16 protein-coding genes and 2 tRNA genes are annotated in these 15,922 nt (G+C 58.7%); 9 read left to right on the top strand and 9 right to left on the bottom strand.

Annotation, left to right across the window (positions count from 1 at the left end):
- Positions 1-2: 2 nt before the first annotated feature.
- Genes RI518_RS04740 through rpmH form a run of 8 tightly spaced genes read right to left on the bottom strand, consistent with a single transcriptional unit; the run spans position 3 to position 4,849 of the window.
- Positions 3-953, bottom strand: coding sequence for a ParB/RepB/Spo0J family partition protein (locus RI518_RS04740; protein ID WP_310671352.1), 951 nt, complete (start codon positions 951-953; stop codon positions 3-5).
- Complete coding sequence (locus RI518_RS04735; protein WP_310671353.1) at positions 943-1,833, bottom strand: ParA family protein; 891 nt, start codon at positions 1,831-1,833, stop codon at positions 943-945. The genes RI518_RS04740 and RI518_RS04735 overlap by 11 nt, the downstream gene beginning before the upstream one ends.
- A gap of 53 nt (positions 1,834-1,886) precedes the next feature.
- A complete protein-coding gene (gene rsmG, locus RI518_RS04730) occupies positions 1,887-2,522 on the bottom strand; it encodes a 16S rRNA (guanine(527)-N(7))-methyltransferase RsmG (protein ID WP_310671354.1) in 636 nt (211 codons plus the stop codon).
- A 10-nt stretch (positions 2,523-2,532) separates the two neighbouring features.
- The gene (locus tag RI518_RS04725) at positions 2,533-3,009 is read right to left on the bottom strand and encodes a R3H domain-containing nucleic acid-binding protein (protein WP_310671355.1); all 477 of its coding nucleotides are present in this window, start codon (positions 3,007-3,009) and stop codon (positions 2,533-2,535) included.
- A 5-nt stretch (positions 3,010-3,014) separates the two neighbouring features.
- On the bottom strand, positions 3,015-4,058 hold the full coding sequence (yidC, locus tag RI518_RS04720; RefSeq protein ID WP_397428124.1) for a membrane protein insertase YidC: 1,044 nt from the start codon (positions 4,056-4,058) through the stop codon (positions 3,015-3,017).
- A 3-nt stretch (positions 4,059-4,061) separates the two neighbouring features.
- On the bottom strand, positions 4,062-4,346 hold the full coding sequence (yidD, locus tag RI518_RS04715; RefSeq protein WP_310689507.1) for a membrane protein insertion efficiency factor YidD: 285 nt from the start codon (positions 4,344-4,346) through the stop codon (positions 4,062-4,064).
- Positions 4,347-4,375: 29 nt separating this feature from the next.
- Positions 4,376-4,696, bottom strand: coding sequence for a ribonuclease P protein component (gene rnpA, locus RI518_RS04710; RefSeq protein WP_310689505.1), 321 nt, complete (start codon positions 4,694-4,696; stop codon positions 4,376-4,378).
- A gap of 15 nt (positions 4,697-4,711) precedes the next feature.
- Positions 4,712-4,849 (bottom strand): 50S ribosomal protein L34, encoded by a 138-nt coding sequence (gene rpmH, locus RI518_RS04705; RefSeq protein ID WP_310671358.1) that lies wholly within the window; start codon positions 4,847-4,849, stop codon positions 4,712-4,714.
- Between the two features lie 164 nt (positions 4,850-5,013).
- On the opposite strand from rpmH, the gene dnaA reads away from it, so the two are divergent.
- From dnaA to RI518_RS04660, 9 genes are all read left to right on the top strand, one after another.
- Positions 5,014-6,459 carry a chromosomal replication initiator protein DnaA gene (gene dnaA / locus RI518_RS04700; RefSeq protein WP_397428159.1) on the top strand — a complete coding sequence of 482 codons (1,446 nt, stop codon included), beginning with the start codon at positions 5,014-5,016 and terminating at the stop codon, positions 6,457-6,459.
- A 317-nt stretch (positions 6,460-6,776) separates the two neighbouring features.
- Complete coding sequence (gene dnaN, locus RI518_RS04695; protein WP_310689503.1) at positions 6,777-7,919, top strand: DNA polymerase III subunit beta; 1,143 nt, start codon at positions 6,777-6,779, stop codon at positions 7,917-7,919.
- 13 nt (positions 7,920-7,932) lie between these two features.
- Entirely contained in the window at positions 7,933-9,051 is a 1,119-nt protein-coding gene (gene recF, locus RI518_RS04690; RefSeq protein ID WP_310689502.1) for a DNA replication/repair protein RecF, read from the top strand.
- A 4-nt stretch (positions 9,052-9,055) separates the two neighbouring features.
- Complete coding sequence (locus RI518_RS04685) at positions 9,056-9,529, top strand: DciA family protein (protein WP_310671362.1); 474 nt, start codon at positions 9,056-9,058, stop codon at positions 9,527-9,529.
- 148 nt (positions 9,530-9,677) lie between these two features.
- Positions 9,678-11,642, top strand: a complete 1,965-nt coding sequence (gene gyrB, locus RI518_RS04680; protein ID WP_310689501.1) for a DNA topoisomerase (ATP-hydrolyzing) subunit B — start codon at positions 9,678-9,680, stop codon at positions 11,640-11,642.
- A 27-nt stretch (positions 11,643-11,669) separates the two neighbouring features.
- Positions 11,670-14,201 (top strand): DNA gyrase subunit A, encoded by a 2,532-nt coding sequence (gene gyrA, locus RI518_RS04675; protein WP_310671364.1) that lies wholly within the window; start codon positions 11,670-11,672, stop codon positions 14,199-14,201.
- The gene (locus RI518_RS04670; RefSeq protein ID WP_310671365.1) at positions 14,198-14,608 is read left to right on the top strand and encodes a DUF3566 domain-containing protein; all 411 of its coding nucleotides are present in this window, start codon (positions 14,198-14,200) and stop codon (positions 14,606-14,608) included. Before gyrA ends, RI518_RS04670 begins: the two co-directional genes overlap by 4 nt.
- Before the next feature lie 51 nt (positions 14,609-14,659).
- Positions 14,660-14,733 (top strand) — tRNA-Ile (locus tag RI518_RS04665).
- Positions 14,734-14,744: 11 nt separating this feature from the next.
- A tRNA-Ala gene (locus RI518_RS04660) sits at positions 14,745-14,817 on the top strand.
- Between the two features lie 60 nt (positions 14,818-14,877).
- On the opposite strand, the gene RI518_RS04655 is transcribed toward RI518_RS04660, so the two are convergent.
- A complete protein-coding gene (locus tag RI518_RS04655; RefSeq protein ID WP_310689500.1) occupies positions 14,878-15,690 on the bottom strand; it encodes a tryptophan-rich sensory protein in 813 nt (270 codons plus the stop codon).
- Positions 15,691-15,922: the final 232 nt, after the last annotated feature.

The following is a 15,922-nucleotide window of genomic DNA, read 5'->3' as shown; positions in this document are numbered from 1 at the left end:
GCTTATTTCTGGGAAGGTGGAAAGCCCTCCATCCCGAGGTCACCCAGAATGCGGTTCAGATCGGCCACCGTGGCAAAATCAATCGTGAGTTGGCCTTTGGTCCGAGAAAGCGAAATCTTCACGCGAGTATTGAGGCGGTCACCGAGCTCTTCGGCCAGCTCATCGAGTTGACTCGCCCTCCCGCCGGGCCTGGAGGTTCTCGCCGCCTTTTTCTGGCTGGATCCTGAGCCGGCACGCTCCTCTGCCTGGCGAACAGTCAATGACTGGGAAATGATGTCCTGGGCGAGAGCGGCCTGCGCGTCGGGGTCACTGACCCCGAGGAGGGCCCGTGCGTGGCCCGCGCTCAGCACGCCCGCAGCCACGTGAACCTGCACGGGCGGAGCGAGATTGAGTAAGCGCAGGGTATTGGTCACTTGGGGCCTGGACCGCCCGATACGGTCCGCCAATTCCTGTTGGGTGGTCCCAAAATCGTTGAGCAGCTGCTGATAGGCCGATGCTTCTTCCAAGGGGTTCAGGTCCGCCCGGTGGAGGTTTTCCAAGAGAGCATCGCGCAACATGTTGGCGTCACTGGTGTCTCGAACAATCGCCGGGATGGTTGTCAATCCCGCGGCGGTAGCGGCCCGCAAACGCCGCTCACCCATAATCAGCTCGAAGGGAGCCTCCGCAGCGCTGGCAGCCGCTCGAGGCCGAACGACGATGGGCTGAAGAACACCGAATTCACGAATCGAGTGGGTCAGCTCTTGGAGCTCTTCGGCGCGGAACTCGCTTCGTGGCTGTCGCTCGTTCGGGGTGATGTCGCTGACGGGGATGTCTTTGAGCGCGAGGCCGGGCACGGCCTCCAGAGACGAATCATCGGAGCCGAAAAAGACGTCGACCGCGCTGTCACTTTCTGGCGCCTGTGCGGGAATGAGCGCACCAATTCCCCGACCTAAACCGCTTCGTTTAGCTGCCATGTTGTCCTCCAAAGCGCCCCGCGAATTCGAGTGCAGCTTCAGCATAAGACAGCGCCCCAGGAGATCCGGGATCGTAGGTAATGACCGACTGGCCGTAACTGGGAGCCTCGCTGATGCGCACCGACCGGGGAATGATTGTGGCCAAGACCTCCTGGGGGAAGTGCTCCTGGACGTCTTGGGCAACCTGTTGAGCGAGATTCGTGCGCTGGTCATACATGGTCAGCGCGATGGTCTTTCGCTGTAACAGGGGATTCACGTGAGCTCGAATCCGCTCGATGGTATCCAGCAGTTGGCTCAGTCCCTCGAGCGCGTAGTACTCGCACTGAATGGGAATGAGGACTTCGTTCGCTGCCGCGAAGGCGTTGATGGTCAAAATGCCGAGCGAGGGTGGCGTGTCGACAAAAATGTAGTGGAAGCCCTGGGCCTCTTCGGTGGAGAGATACGCGGTGAGGGCTTCTTTGAGTCGAAACTCGCGGCGCTCCTGTGCCACTAACTCAATTTCTGCACCCGCGAGATTGATTGTTGCGGGCAGGCACCACAGGCCACTGGCCTCTGGGCTCTGTTGGACAACGTCAGATATGGCAGATTCACCCAGTAATACCTCGTAGCTACCCGAGATGCGCTCGTGGTGGGGCACACCCAAAGCGGTCGAGGCGTTTCCTTGGGGATCGAGGTCGATGACCAGGACACGAGCTCCGTGTGCCGCGAGAACGGCGGCGAGGTTCACCGTGGTGGTCGTTTTGCCCACGCCTCCCTTTTGGTTGGCGATCGTCACGATTCGGGTCGTTGACGGCAGTGTCCAGGTGGCTCCGCGAAGGCGCTCGCGCCGTGCGGACACCGCCACAAGCTCATCGGCTAGCGGTGTCGAGTCAGCTGACATGCCCTGATTTCCCCCAAATGTTTCACGTGAAACATTCGCGCGGTGGCGCGAAGTTAAGACCCCAGCGTAGCTCGGAAAATACGAGTCTCTTCGGTGTTGTACTCCGACCCCACCGTCAACGATTCAACCGAGACGAACTCTTTGCCCGAAAGGACCGCCTGAGCGTCATCGATTTCTTGGTCGAGACGCTGACCCTTCAAGAACACCATCTGCCCGGACGGAGCTACCAGGCGCCGGGTCATGGGAACGAGCTTTTTGAGCGCGCTCACCGCCCGGGCGGTGACCGTCTGAAACTCCCGATCTGCGGGAACATCTTGAGCCCTGGCGCGCAACACTTCGACGTTATCAAGGCCCAACCGATCGGCTTCCTCTCGCAACCAGGTCGCTCGCCTCTCCATCGGTTCGATCAGGGTGCAGGTGACGTCCGGGCGCATTATCGCCAGGACCAGGCCCGGAAAACCCGCCCCTGAGCCAATGTCTGCCAGCGTCCCCGGTCGAATCAGGGTTCCCACCAGCGCCGAGTTCACGAGATGTCGAGTCCAGAGTCGCTCGAGCTCCCGCGGACCAATGAGGCCGAGTGTCTCGCCGAACTCGACGAGGTGCTCGGCGAGTCGACGCGCATCATCGATGCGTTCACCAAAGAGCAGTGCAGCCGCGTCCGGCTCCTGCTCGACCGATGAATGTTTCACGTGAAACGTCCTACTCCCCGGGGGTGATCACCGTGTGGCGGTCGGCTCCTTCGCCGTGCGACTCGGAGCTATAGCCGCGCTCCGAGGCGAGGTCGTGAACGAGCTTGCGCTCGTAGCTACTCATGGGGGGCAATGCTGCCGATGCCGCGCCCCCTTCGATGGTGTTAATCGCGGCCTCGACAAGGCCCTTCAGCTCCTCTGCCCGCTTATCGCGCGACCCGGCGACATCCAAAATCAATCGGGAAAACTCACCCGTCTTTTGCTGGACTGCCAGCCGGGTGAGTTCCTGCAGGGCTTGGACGACATCGGGCTTGGAAAGCCGCTCCAGGTCACCGGTGCCCTCGCTGACCACACTCAAATACGCGCGGCCATTTTTCGTTTCGATTTCGATATCACCGTCGAGGTCGGCAATGTCGAGTAGGGCCTCGAGGTAATCGGCGCCCAGCTCGCCCTCGTCGACATCGTGGTCTGAAGTGGTCTCGGTCACGGTTGTTATCCCTTCGGCTTCGCCGCTTGACCGGCGAGCCCATCGTCGTCGTCAGGCTTCTTCGGTGGCTTTTGGCCCTTTTTCTTGGCGCGGGATTTTCCTACCGGCTGCTGACGTTGGGCGGGTTTCGTCTGCTCGGGTGCATCCTCTTCTTCGGCTTCACCCAGCGGCGGCAATCCTAATTTCTCGCGCTTCTTCGCAATCCGCTCGTCGCGGGCCTTCGCCGCCTGGCTGCCCGGGGTGGGCATGTTGCGAATCACGAGGAACTGCTGGCCCATCGTCCAGAAGTTCGACACCAACCAGTAGAACATCACTCCGAGCGGGAAAAACACTCCGGAGAAGAGGAACACCAGCGGGAGAACGTAGAGAAGGATCCGCTGCTGGCGATACATCGGACTCGCCATCATTTCTTCGGACTGGTTCTTCGCCATGATCTGCAGCTGGGTGATGAACTGCGAACCCGACATCAGCACGACCATCACCGCCGCGATCAGAACCACTGCGGTGGTACCACCCTCAGCCAATACGGCCTCACCGCTGATCGCGGCATTCATGGTGGCGCTGAGCGGTGCCAGGCCGAAGAGCTCGGCGTTGGCGAAGGCGACAGCCAGATCCTGGGTCATGTAGGACACACCGGCGTTGCCGAGCCCGGCTTCGCTCAGTACGCGGAAGAGACCAAAGAAGATCGGCATCTGCAACAGCAGCGGCAAACAGGAACTAAACGGGTTGGTCCCCGCTTTGGAGTAGAGCGCCATCGTTTCACGAGAGAGCGCCTCACGAGAGAACTGGTCTTTCTTCCCCTTGTACTTATCCTGAATCTTTTTCAGCTGGGGTGCGATCTCCATCATCCGACGCTGGCTCTTAATTTGGCGCACGAAGACCGGAATCAGAGCCGCGCGCACCACCAGCACCAAGGCCGTGATGGCCAGCACCCAGCTGATGCCCGAGGCTCCCTCCAGACCCCAGGATTCAAAGAGACTGTGGAAGCCGACGAGTAGGGCTTCAATGACCCAGCGAATCGGCCAGAGGATCGTGTCAATCGCCCCCATGGGTTAGTCCTCTTTTCTTGGCCGCACAAAGCCATGTTCGGTGATGTCGAAGTACGTGTGGTGAGATTCGGGAGGATCGTCGATTCCCCCGCGGGAAAACGGATTGCAACGCAGAACTCTCCACGCAGCAAGCCCAGTTCCCCTGAGCGCTCCATGATACTGAATTGCTCTAAACGCGTAGAGCGAGCAACTGGGATGGTACCGACACACCTGACCGTACAACGGAGAGATGACCTTCCGGTACGCCCACAACACACCGAGAAGAGCATTTCGCGGTGCGAGCAGCACCCAGGTCCCCACCGCTTTCACACCCGTCGTCACCGCCTGAGCACCTCACGAAACACGGCTTCGGCCTCGCTCACCGATACACCGGCCGCCTCCGGTGTCGAACGCACCACGACATCGAGCGACACCGAAGTGGCCAACACACCGCGCGCCGCCGCGCGCAAGCGACGCTTCACCCGATTGCGCACCACGGCATTACCGACCGCTTTGGAGACGATAAAACCAAAGCGCAGATGGCCCAAAGAATTGTGAGCGGTACTGACAAGCCCCAACGCTGTCCGGGTTTTTTTTCCGGTACTCAGCACGCGACGATACTCATCGCCACGCGTGATTCGGTGCTGGACGGAGAGCACCAGGATGTGCGGGCTCTACGCGGAGAGCTCGGAGCGCCCCTTGCGGCGACGAGCAGTGATGATCGCTCGGCCCGCGCGCGTGCGCATCCGGGCACGGAAGCCGTGCACTTTCGCACGGCGGCGGTTGTTGGGCTGAAACGTTCTCTTAGACATTGACACCACTCCTGGCTGGTCCTGACACGAGCCAGGAAAGACGTTGAATCGACCCTTCAGGATAGGCCCCGCGGCTGAGTGGGTCAAACAGAGTGCCGGTAGTTATCCACAAGGACCGGTGATTTTCTCCCAATCTTTGTAGGCTGAGCCTCCCTGGCAATAGAGTGACACCGAGTTATCCACAGCAAGAGGAGTCATACGTGGCGGAAGCAGATTACGACATTGATGCCTATTGGACATCTGTCTTAGCCCACCTCGCCACCGATAACCGCATCACTCCGCAGCTCCGAGGGTTTCTGGATTTGGTGAAGCCCCGCGGTGTTCTCGCCAACATCCTCTACCTCGAGGTGCCCAACGAACTCACCCGGGGAATGTTGGAACAGCGGGTCCGCATCCCCCTGATGTCGGCCATGGAAACCATCGAAGACAACGACATTCAAAACTTTGCCCTCGTCGTGAACCCCGAAATCGAAACGAGCATCAACCCGACGCCCAACCCACTCGGACCGAGCGAACCCGAGACGGAACTAATTCCCGTCGACCCCACACCTACGCAACCCATTACGAATGCGCCCTACACCAGGCTCAACGACAAGTACACCTTTGACAGCTTTGTGATCGGTCCCTCAAACCGCTTTTCCCACGCGGCAGCGGTCGCTGTCGCGGAGGCGCCCGCGAAGGCCTATAACCCACTCTTTGTGTACGGCGGCAGTGGTTTGGGTAAGACCCACCTTCTCCACGCCATTGGCCACTACACGCAAAATCTTTATAAGGGCATTCGGGTCAAGTACGTGAGCTCCGAAGAGTTCACCAACGACTTCATCAACGCCATCGCCAACAACAGATCTCACGAATTTCAAAACAGATACCGAGAAGTCGATGTCCTCTTAATCGACGATATCCAGTTTCTCCAAGGAAAAGACTCGACTCAGGAAGCCTTCTTTCACACCTTCAACACTCTCCACGACCACAACAAACAGGTCGTGGTCACCAGCGATATGCCCCCCAAGCAGCTGACCGGTTTCGAAGACCGCATGCGTACACGATTTGAGTGGGGTCTCATCACCGATGTTCAAGCGCCCGACCTGGAAACTCGAATCGCCATTTTGCGAAAGAAAGCATCGAGTGAATCGCTCAAAGTCGGCGACGACGTACTGGAGTACATGGCGTCCAAAGTCTCCACCAACATTCGAGAACTAGAGGGCGCCCTGATTAGGGTCACCGCGTTCGCGAACCTCAACGGATCAGACATCACCATGGCTCTCGTCCAGACGGTCATGAAAGACCTGATGCTCTCCGAAGAGGCCAACGTCATCGCGCCGACGGAAATTATTTCTCAGACCGCCCAGTACTTCGAGCTCACCGTCGAGGACCTCTACGGATCCTCGCGCTCTCAAACTATTGCTCTCGCGCGACAGATTGCGATGTATCTCTGTCGTGAGCTCACCAACCTGTCGCTGCCGAAAATCGGCCAGCTCTTCGGGAATCGTGACCACACCACCGTGATGTACGCGAATAAAAAAATTAGCGACCTGATGAAAGAACGGCGCAGTATTTATAACCAGGTCACCGAACTCACCAGTCGCATCAAACAGCAGTACGCCTACTAGTACTGTCCACGCATTTGACAGTGCCTGTGGACAACTCGGCAAATCTGTGGAGAAAAATCAGTTCCTGTGGAAAACTTCTTCCCCCACCGATTGTCCCTGATCAGTCCCGGCAGGACTGCCCTCACGAACTACACATCTTTCACGCGTGTGGTTTAGGACACTTTTCGCCGAAGTCGCCATCCTCTCCACGATTTCCACAGTGGTTATTAGTGTTATCTCTTAAGTAGTAAAAGGACAGAAAATCCCACGAACCTTTACTTCGCCCGCTCCGGCGCGATATGCAACAATCATGGGACGTTTGAGAAAGGTCATTGCTTGTGAAACTCACTGTGCACCGTGACGTATTTGCCGATGCGGTGAGCTTTGCCGTAAAACTTCTCCCCCAGCGAACCACCCTGCCGATTTTGAGTGGAGTACTACTCCACGCCGACGACTCGTCGCTGACGATGTCGTCATTCGATTACGAAGTGTCCGCTCGCACCAGTGTGAACGCCGATATTGAACAACCGGGGCACGTCCTCGTCTCGGGCCGCTTACTCTCCGACATCGCCCAGCGCCTGCCCCAACAGGATGTGGTCTTGGAACTCGATGGCTCCTCGATGAAAGTCACCTGCGGTTCGGCAAAGTTCAGTCTTCTCACGATGCCCATCGAGGAGTATCCCCAACTACCCGAGGTCTCCGGTGTCTCGGGTGAAGTCTCCGGCGAACACTTTGGACAGGCCATCGCCCAAGTGAGCCCGGCAGCATCGCGAGATGATGTTACGCCGGTCATCACTGGAGTGCTTCTCAACATCACCGATGACAACCTGGCGTTGATGGCGACCGACCGCTACCGGGTCGCCGTTCGAGAAATGCCGTGGGCAACCAGCGAATCGGGACTCGAGTTAAGCGCCCTCGTCCCGTCGAAAACACTGTCCGAAGTGGGTAAGACATTTGCTCACGCGGACAAAGTTCACATCACCATCATGACGGGATCCGAGCGCGAACTCGTCGCCTTTAGCGCGGATGATAAAACCGTGACGTCGCTACTCATTAAAGGATCGTTTCCTCCGGTTCAGCGACTTTTTCCCGAAGCCATCGACAACTACTGCGTCGTGAACACCGCCGAGCTGATCGAAGCGACACGGCGGGTCAGTCTCGTCGTGGAGCGAGAAGCACCGCTTCGCTTTAGCTTTACCGCTGACGGGGTAATGCTGGAAGCACTGGGTTCAGAGCAAGCTCAAGCTTCGGAAACCACGGACGGACACTTGGTCGGTAATGATTGTGTGGTCTCACTAAAACCCCAATTCCTCATCGACGGCTTGGGTCACACCGGAAGTGAATTTGCTCGAGTCGGTTTCACCCCGACGGACAACCCGAATAAACCGGGCCCCGTGTTGATTACGGCTCAGACCTCGCGTGAAGGTGAGCAGGAGGCCTCGTATCGTTACCTCCTTCAGCCCAACCTGTTAATGCGCTAGACGGTGGCGGACCGTGTGGGTCTCTGAACTAGAACTCCATCACTTTCGAAACCACTCACACACAACCCTCGCCCTACCGGCCGGTGTGAGCGTTTTTGTGGGGTCGAACGGGCAGGGAAAAACTAACCTCATCGAAGCCATTGGCTATCTGGCCTACCAGTCTTCACACCGCGTGGCACAGGATCGCACCCTGGTGCAAGAGGGACAGGACACCGCAGTGGTGAGAGCGCGGGTGAACCACGCCGATCGACACGCAGAGGTCGCCGCCGAAATTTCGCTGCGCGGGGCTAACCGCGCAAAACTCGCGGGGAACACCGTGTCGATGGGCGAGCTCTCCGGGTGGGTAAAGGCGGTGTTGTTCACTCCAGAGGACCTGTCGTTAATTAGGGGAGAGCCGGCCGGCCGGCGGCGTTATCTAGACAGCACAATGACCGTTCTTCGACCGGCGACGGCGGCGATACTCGGTGACTATGAGCGCGTGGTGAAGCAGCGAAATGCACTGTTGAAAACCCACCGCGGCCGACCTACCCCGGAATTAGAGTCGACTCTTCGCGGGTGGGACGACGCTTTTGTCGACCTGGCCGGTGCCTATACAACAGCGCGTGTGCAACTGCTTCGTCAATTAAGCCCGGCTGTGACCGCGGCATACGCCACTGTTGCGCCGGGCAATGACGTGTCGTTGGGGCTGGAATCGACGGCAATGACCGACGAGGGTCTACTTGCAGAAGATCTTGAGGGCCACTACCGAAGCGAGTTGGATCGGCAACGCCGGGCGGAGTGGGAGCGGGGAATGACACTGGTCGGGCCACACCGCGATGATCTCGCCCTGGTGTTAAATGGCCTGCCGTCTCGCACCCACTCCAGTCAGGGAGAAGCGTGGTCGTTGGCTCTGGGGCTGCGCATGGCCCAGGCGGTGTTATACCGCGAAGAGTCCACGTCGGGTGACCCGATCATGATCTTGGATGATGTGTTCGCGGAACTCGATCGCTCCAGGCGCGCCACCCTCGAAGCCCTCGTGGCCGACTATGAACAAGTCCTCGTCACCGCGGCCGTCTGGGAAGATGTTCCCCAGGCATTTAGTGGCCAAGTGTTTGATGTCGCGAACGGGGAGGTGGCGCCGCGTGGGCAATAACGGTATGGCTCGCCTCTCCAAGGAGCCCAGTCGGGTGTATCGACACTTTCGTGAGGTCTTTGGCGATCGCCGGCCGACCCGTCGCCGCGCGATTGCCGACGAGGATCAACCTTTTCAGCCGGGACGTGACCCCCATTCGGTGTCCGGTGCGATGGATAAATTGAGCACTGACATGGGCTGGACCGGGGCAATGGCCGAGGCCTCCATTGGTTTGGAGTGGGCTGAGTTGGTGGGAGAAAACATCGCCGATCACACCGAAGTCGTCGAGGTGAGTGCCGGAACGCTGACCGTGGCGTGTGACTCGTCGGCTTGGGCGACCCAGTTGCGCATGATGCGACACGATCTTTTGGTGCGCTTTGGGGAAAAAGTTCCGGAGGCACAAATAGAAAAAATCGTCGTTCAGGCACCCGGTGCTCCCAGTTGGCGAAAAGGTCCACGCAGTGTGCCCGGGAGAGGGCCCAGAGACACCTACGGATAGCCACAGAAGCCGCCCAGAGAAACTTCCACGGGGGTGCTCATATCCCCGTATTAACAGACCCCCTGCGCTAGACTGAAAGCCGTCTAGCCCCGGAAATGCGTGGGGGTGGGTAGCCCGGTTCCTCATCACTGTAGGAGATAACTGAAATATGTCGTCTGAGCCGAAGAACAGTAACAAGGAACCCTCTTACGGCGCGAGCGACATTCAGGTTCTCGAAGGCCTTGAGGCCGTTCGTAAACGGCCCGGGATGTATATCGGCTCTACCGGTCCCCGCGGTCTGCACCACCTGGTCTACGAAATTGTCGACAACTCTGTCGACGAAGCGCTCGCCGGCCACTGCAGTCGAATCGACGTCGCCCTTTTGGAAAACGGCGGGGTCCGAGTAAGCGACGACGGTCGAGGTATTCCGGTTGACGAACACCCCGTGGAAAAGCGCTCGACAGTGGAAGTCGTGTTGACGACTCTCCACGCGGGCGGAAAGTTTGGCGGTGGCGGCTACGCCGTATCCGGTGGATTACACGGCGTCGGATCCAGTGTCGTCAACGCCCTCTCCGAGAAGCTCGATGTGGAGGTGCGCCGGCAAGGAAACCTGTGGACCCAGAGCTACTCCGTGGGGGTGCCCGATGCGCCACTGGCCAAGGGGGGTAACACCGACGGGTCGGGAACGACGATTACCTTTTGGCCAAGCTCCGCGGTGTTCGAATCCACCGATTTCGATTACGAAACCCTGCGCACGCGTTTTCAACAGATGGGTTTCTTGAACAAGGGTCTGTTGATCGCCCTCGTGGATGAGCGCAATCCCGCCGACGTGCGACGAGACGAATTTAAATACGACAACGGTCTGATGGATTACGTGAGTCACCTCAACTCATCCAAAAAGACCGATGTGGTTCACCAGGACATCATTTCCTTCGAGCGCGAAGACCCCGATGCCACGATCGCCTTGGAAGTGGCGATGCAGTGGACGGAAGGGTTTTCCGAAAGCGTGCACACCTACGCCAACACAATCAACACCCACGAGGGCGGCACCCACGAAGAGGGCTTTCGTGCGGCGCTGACCTCACTGATCAACCGCTACGCGCGGGCTAATAATCTGCTGCGCGAAAAAGACGAAAACCTCACCGGTGAGGACGTTCGCGAGGGTCTCACCGCCGTGGTGTCGATCAAGCTCGGCGAGCCGCAGTTTGAGGGCCAAACCAAGACCAAACTGGGTAACACCGAGGCGAAGTCTTTTGTTCAAAAGACCACCAGCGACGCACTGGGTGACTGGTTTGAGAGAAACCCGGCGCTGGCGAAAGATATTGTCCGCAAGGCAATCGGGGCCTCCCAGGCGCGTATCGCCGCGCGCAAGGCGCGCGAGAGTACTCGGCGCAAAGGGCTGTTGGAGTCGGGCGGTATGCCCGGGAAGCTGAAGGACTGCCAGAGTAAAGACCCCTCGAATAGTGAAATTTTCATCGTCGAGGGGGACTCGGCGGGTGGCAGTGCCGTGCAAGGTCGAGACCCCGAAACCCAAGCGATTTTGCCCATTCGCGGCAAGATTCTCAACGTCGAAAAAGCACGGCTGGATCGAGCCCTGGGGAATACGGAAGTCCAGGGCATGATTACCGCCTTTGGTGCGGGAATCGGTGAAGATTTCGACATCGAGAAGGTCCGCTATCACAAGATTGTGTTGATGGCCGATGCGGATGTTGACGGACAGCACATCACCACCCTGCTGTTGACCCTGCTGTTTCGCTATATGCGGCCGCTCATCGAACAGGGCTATGTGTACTTGGCTCAACCGCCGCTCTATCGAATCAAATGGTCAAACGCCGACCACGAATTTGTCTTCAGCGACCGCGAACGCGACGCGATGATGGAAGAGGGCAAGAAGGCCGGCAGAAAGCTTCCCAAAGACAACTACATCCAGCGCTATAAAGGTCTGGGCGAGATGAACCACCAGGAACTGTGGGAAACCACGATGAACGCGGAGAGTCGCACCCTGCTCCAAGTCACCCTGGATGACGCGGCGATCGCCGACACCATTTTCACCACCCTGATGGGTGACGACGTGGAATCGCGTCGTGCATTCATTCAACAAAACGCTAAAGACGTCCGTTTTCTCGATATTTAGACACACTCCGGAGCCGGAGGAGGCACTGTGGCAGACAGCACCGTAGAAGGACCCACCGACCGCGTCGATCAGGTGGACCTGCAATTAGAAATGCAGCGCTCCTACCTGGACTACGCGATGAGTGTCATCGTGGGTCGGGCGCTACCCGATGTGCGAGACGGTCTGAAACCCGTTCACCGACGCGTTCTCTACGCAATGTTCGATGGTGGATACCGACCGGACAAAGCCTTTTCGAAGTGTTCGCGCGTGGTCGGCGACGTCATGGGTAAGTACCACCCGCACGGTGACTCGGCGATTTATGACGCGTTGGTTCGACTCGTTCAGCCCTGGTCCATGCGCTACCCGTTGGCCGCCGGACAGGGAAACTTCGGTTCCCCCGGAAACGACGGCGCCGCCGCCCCCCGGTATACCGAAACCCGGATGGCGCCGTTGGCGATGGAAATGGTTCGAGACATCGACGAAGACACCGTCGATTTTCAGGACAACTATGACGGGCGGACCGAAGAGCCCTCGATTTTGCCGAGCCGGTTTCCAAACCTCTTGGCCAACGGGTCGGTGGGTATCGCTGTGGGAATGGCGACGAACATTCCCCCGCACAACCTTCGCGAAATTGCCGACGCCGCCATTTGGCACTTGCAGCACCCGGATGCTGCCGAAGAGGAACTCTTAGAAGCCTGCATCGAGCGTATTAAGGGACCGGATTTCCCGACCGGTGCCCAAATTCTCGGCAGCAAAGGAATTCACGACGCCTATCGGACCGGTCGCGGGTCGATCACGATGCGCGCCGTGGTCGACGTCGAAGAACACGGCGGTCGAACCGTCCTAGTCGTCACTCAATTGCCCTACCAGGTCAACCCCGACAACCTCGCGATGCGAATCGCCGAACAGGTCAAAGAGGGAAAGCTCTCCGGGATCGCCGACATTCGAGACGAAACCTCGGGTCGCACCGGACAGCGCCTCGTGATTGTGCTCAAACGCGACGCCGTCGCCCAAGTGGTGCTCAACAACCTCTACAAGCACACCCAACTGCAGGAAAACTTCGGCGCCAACATGTTGGCCATCGTCGACGGTGTGCCAAGGACCCTCCGGGTCGACCAGTTCATTCGACACTGGTCGGACCACCAGGTCCAGGTCATCGTGCGTCGGACCCAGTACCGCCTGGCGAAAGCCGAAGCCGATTGGCACATCCTGAAGGGTTACCTGCTCGCTCTGGATGCCCTGGATGCCGTGATTGATCTCATCCGCAAGTCGCCCACCGTGGAGGACGCCAAGGCGGGACTTCAAAAACTACTCGGTGTCGATGACGAACAGGCCACCGCCATCCTGAACCTCCAACTGAGGCGCTTGGCGGCCCTTGAGCGACAAAAAATTCTCGACCAAGCTTCCGAGTTAGAAAAAGAAATTGCCGAATACAAGGTGATTTTGGGAAGCGCGGAGCGCCAGCGAGAAATCATTATGGAAGAGCTCACCGACGTGGTGAATCGCTTCGGAGACGACCGTCGCACCGAAATTCTCGCGGGCTTTGACCCCGAAATGCGCTACGAAGACCTGATCCCCGACGAGCAAATGGTCATCACGCTGACCCGCGGTGGCTACATCAAACGCACCCGGGCCGATTCTTACCGCAGCCAACATCGCGGCGGGAGGGGAATCCGCGGCGCCCAATTGCGCTCAGACGACGTGGTCGAACACTTCTTTGTCACCAGTACCCACCGCTGGTTGCTGTTTTTCACCAACCTGGGTCGGGTGTATCGGGCGAAGGCCTACGAAATTGCCGAAGCGGGCCGAGACGCCAAGGGTCAACACGTCGCGAATGTTCTCGCGCTGCAGCCCGACGAGCACGTCGCCCAGGTACTCGATATCCCCGACTATGACGTTGCCCAGTACTTGGTTCTCGTGACCAAGCAGGGCATGGTCAAAAAGACTGAGCTCACCAGCTATGACACTCCGCGGCAAGGCGGCGTGATCGCCATCAATCTCCGCGAGGGCGATGAAGTAGTCCGCGCCCTACTGGTCAACGCCGATGAGGACATCATGTTGATCTCTCGGGCGGGCCAGTCGCTTCGGTTTAGCGCGACCGATGACGCGCTGCGTCCGATGGGACGCGCCACTGCCGGGGTCATTGGCATGCACTTTAGGGATGAGGACGAATTGTTGACCGCTGATGTCGTCAACGACGACTGGTATGTCTTCGTCGTCACCGAAGGCGGTTACGCCAAGCGCACCGCGGTGGGTCAATACCGCCGACAGGGCCGCGGCGGAATGGGCATCAAGATTGCGAAACTAAACGACAGCCGCGGCAGCCTGGCCGGTGGACTAATTGTCGGTGAAGACGATGAAATTCTCGTCGTCCTCGAAAGCGGCAAGGTCGTGCGCAGCGAAGTGTCCGAAGTGCCGGCCAAAGGCCGAGACACCATGGGAGTCGTCTTTTGCCGTCTCGCCGACGAAGACAAAGTGTTGGCGATCGCCCGCAGCAGTGAGCAGATCATCGAAGCGGAAGTCGAGGATAGTACTCTCGAGGGGTCAGCCGATCAGCCCACCGAGGAGACAACCCCATGAGCGATGCTGCGCCACCGCAGATGCGCCAAACCAAGCCCGCCCCGGCACCCGTGAAGCAGGTGCGCTTGAGACTGACCTACATCGACCTGTGGTCGGCGGTGAAAGTCTCCGCCATGGTTGCTGTCGTCGTCGCGCTCGCCGTATTGGTGTTGAACATCGCGGTGTGGGGAATTTTGAATGCCACCGGCATTCTGGGCGCACTCGAGGGAGTCATTTCGGACATCTTGGGCGACGGAGCCGGCGGAATCCTGGCCTTGCTCGAATTTTCCCAAGTCTTCGCTCTGTCCTTGGTCAGCGCGGTGATCAATTTGGTCTCCATCACTGTCCTCGGTTCGCTCGGCGCGCTCATCTATAACGCCATTGCGAAACTCACCGGAGGGTATTTGCTGGGTTTCCAGTCCAACTAGTCAGCTGATTGTGAGAGCGGGTGCATCCTGCGCTACGCTCTTATCCGGTTCGGGGCTATAGCTCAGGCGGTTAGAGCGCTTCGCTGATAACGAAGAGGTCCCAGGTTCAAGTCCTGGTAGCCCCACCCCTGCGTCAGGGGCCTTAGCTCAATTGGTAGAGCGCCTGCTTTGCAAGCAGGAGGTCAGGGGTTCGATTCCCCTAGGCTCCACAAAATCCCATTTCAGGGATATTTTCCGCGAAACTAGTCGGGGGAAGCCCGGTACCAGACCTACGCGGCCCGCTTCGCCCACAAAGATGCCGTGGGTAGTGGTGTCACTGGCTTTCGGGCCCACCGGACCAACGCCACCACGCTGACTAGGGCCAACACCGGCAATAACACTTGGAGGGAAAGGATGACTCCCGGGTATTCCTGGTTCCACTCTTCGGGTGAGAGGTGTCTGGCAAGAATCCCCCAGTACGCCCAGACCAATACCAGTGCGTAAGCCGGGGAGGAATTGATTAATGCGACAGTGATGCCGATCGCGGCTGCCACAATCAAGACGGCGATGGTCCAACCGCCTGGGCCCCACAGCGCCTCGCCCTGCCACCCCCACTGGACCAACATTGCCGATACGTTGGCCACTGTCGCGACAGTGACCCACCCGAAATACACGGCGAACGGCAGTCGCACTGCCAACGTGTTTGGCCAGTCGACTCGTTCAGCGGTCGTGACCTGGTTGATGCGAATCAGGGTGTAGAGCAGGCCGATGATGATCAGCAGTGCCAACCACAGCACTTCGAAGTGCCAGATCACAATCCAGGAGGCGTTGAGCAGACTGCTGGCGATAAACCACGGCGTGATGCGCTCGATCACGCTGTTGGTGCGGACCAACTGGCCCACGGTGTAGATACCCAAGAGGAGATAGATCACACCCCAGATTGAAAACGTAAACCCGATGGGGGCGAAGAGGGTGTCGTATTTATCCGAAATATCACCCGTGGGGATGCCATTCAGGGGAAGGGTTGTGGCCAGCGTATTCATCACAATCATGAACACGTAGGCGACGGCGGCAACGATGCGTGCAATGTGAGAAGAGCCCATGGTCTGAATTCAACCACGAACGACAAGAAGGCACCATGGTGTGGGCTGGTGGCCGCCGAAGATTCGGAGCGTGGCGCGCGCCGAGCCTCGCGAAGGAAGAGTTAACCGTTGTCGGCGGAATGCTCTCTCACACTCTCCTCTAACTCTTGAAGTCGCTCGCGCCGTCGGGCGAGCCGTTTTTCGTGTCGTGTTGTCTCACGACTCGCTTGCAACTGCTCGATAAGGACTGGTC

Source organism: Pontimonas sp., assembly GCF_031581085.1.
Classification (GTDB): Bacteria; Actinomycetota; Actinomycetes; order Actinomycetales; family Microbacteriaceae; genus Pontimonas.
Note: the sequence above shows the minus strand (reverse complement) of the source record. Positions and strands in the feature narration are given on the sequence as shown.